This is a genomic window from Liquorilactobacillus sp., assembly GCF_047719775.1.
Classification (GTDB): domain Bacteria; phylum Bacillota; class Bacilli; order Lactobacillales; family Lactobacillaceae; genus Liquorilactobacillus.
This window is the reverse complement of record NZ_JBDNTS010000044.1, coordinates 1-1,674: the sequence shown is the minus strand read 5'-3', so window position 1 is coordinate 1,674 and position 1,674 is coordinate 1. Positions and strand designations below refer to the sequence as shown.

At 34.8% G+C, this 1,674-nt stretch carries 3 protein-coding genes; all 3 read right to left on the bottom strand.

Annotation, left to right across the window (positions count from 1 at the left end; genetic code table 11):
• Positions 1–26: 26 nt before the first annotated feature.
• The 3 genes from ABF682_RS11885 to ABF682_RS11875 all read right to left on the bottom strand — a co-directional run bounded on the left by ABF682_RS11885 (position 27) and on the right by ABF682_RS11875 (position 1,492).
• The gene (locus ABF682_RS11885) at positions 27–404 is read right to left on the bottom strand and encodes a glycosyltransferase (RefSeq protein WP_415619934.1); all 378 of its coding nucleotides are present in this window, start codon (positions 402–404) and stop codon (positions 27–29) included.
• 100 nt (positions 405–504) lie between these two features.
• The gene (locus ABF682_RS11880; protein ID WP_022638442.1) at positions 505–744 is read right to left on the bottom strand and encodes a hypothetical protein; all 240 of its coding nucleotides are present in this window, start codon (positions 742–744) and stop codon (positions 505–507) included.
• A 70-nt stretch (positions 745–814) separates the two neighbouring features.
• The gene (locus ABF682_RS11875; protein ID WP_415619933.1) at positions 815–1,492 is read right to left on the bottom strand and encodes a hypothetical protein; all 678 of its coding nucleotides are present in this window, start codon (positions 1,490–1,492) and stop codon (positions 815–817) included.
• Between the last annotated feature and the right edge of the window lie 182 nt (positions 1,493–1,674).

Sequence of the window (1,674 nt, the reverse complement as noted above, 5' to 3'; positions counted from 1 at the left end):
CGACAAAGAATTCAAACAAAACATCATCAACCTATATAAACAAGGCGAATCAGCTTACATCCAATCTTTAAAGCATCGTTAAGTACACCGGCTTTGCCACCACTCCCACTACGCTCAAGAACCTTTACCTTTTGTCCTTGTACAGCCGCTTCTAAAATTGTTTTTCGCATTATTTTTGCGGTTCCATCTGTACAATTATCTGCATATAAAAGTATTTCAAGTTTATCATTGGGATAATTTAAGTTAAAAATGGCTCTAATTGTTTGTTCAATGACAAGCTCCTCATTATGTGCTGGCACCACCAATGTGATTAATGGATAATACTGTAGTAAACTCACTTTTATCTTGTTACGGCTATTGGGTAACCAGAAGCGTACTGCACCACTTAACGTTATAAGCCCCATTGGATGTAACCAACTAAATCATGATATGGAAAATCGTAGTGATTACTTGCCCACAGTATGATTAAAAGAATTACAACTAGGGCAAAAGCTTTTTCTCATACTATTTGGCTGCCAGTGGTAATTTAAAGATGATAAAAGTCGATACAGCGTAAATAATTAAAATCGGAATCAGTAACATTCCATAGGTGATGGGCCACGTCAAAACGGTCATTAAGGCAGTGCCAACGGTATTTAAAATTACTAACGTTTTCCTGGTTAGTTTAAATGAATGCCACATTAAAAACCACCAGTATACCAATGAGATAAGCAGTACAAAGCTTCCCAATTCAGTTAATGACAATTTATATTCCTCCTAGACGTTGCTTATTTGTATTAGCACTATGGAACATAATTTAGACAGGCTCTCTAAATTAATACGTTTTGATTTTATAAACGCCAAAACGATTAATGTCCATATAAAGTTTACTATGCGGGTGAGCATCTCTCATATTAGTCAGGTGATCTGCTATATTGCTAAAATAGACAGAAAGGGTAACTCCGACTGGTGGAGATACAAGTGATCCAAATTCAGCAATAGCTTGACCATTTTTGGATTCTGCTATCTCTTTATTTACTGCTGTCTTATTGCGCATATACACCCTAATCCCCCACCAAAAACGTTTAATAGTTGGATTTGGTGAAGACTTGGCCAATACTACACCGAATGCTGCACTTGTTGAAGCTCCATATGACTTATCATTAGTCTTGATAGTATAGCCGTTGCTTTTAATGTCAGCATTGACTTGTGAAAGCTCATCTTCTATTTCTGTAACCATGCTTTGAGAAACATTATTATTTTCAGGGAGCTGTAATACGTATTGATTATTAACAACTTTTACATATGGATCAAGTTGATTAATTTGATTATCAGTCAATTGATTATTTTCTGAATCTGATAATTTTGCTGTTTCAGTTGTTTGACCAGCATCCTTTATGACATTAGTTTGTTTTAACTGGGTAGTATCTGCAGAAGCCCTGCTTGTTGGTATATATGTGGCAGTTAAAATTGCACTTGCCAATAGAACTAACCCTAATTTTCTGTTTTTCATTGTTCATCGACCTCTAAAGTAGCAAAATCTTAGTCTACGAATTATATAAAAATATTTACAAGCAAACCATAAGTCTTATTTTTAGTATTTTCAATTATAATACTCATACGCGTGGTGCTAGTTAAATTTAGACAGTAAAAAAGCCTGACGGTGTACACTTAAATCAATATACAGTAAAGAAG

Bases quoted from the DNA above. Each gene is read 5' to 3' on its own strand.
- ABF682_RS11885 (WP_415619934.1), bottom strand. From the start codon at position 404: ATGGGGCTTATAACGTTAAGTGGTGCAGTACGCTTCTGGTTACCCAAT.
- ABF682_RS11875 (WP_415619933.1), bottom strand. From the start codon at position 1,492: ATGAAAAACAGAAAATTAGGGTTAGTTCTATTGGCAAGTGCAATTTTA.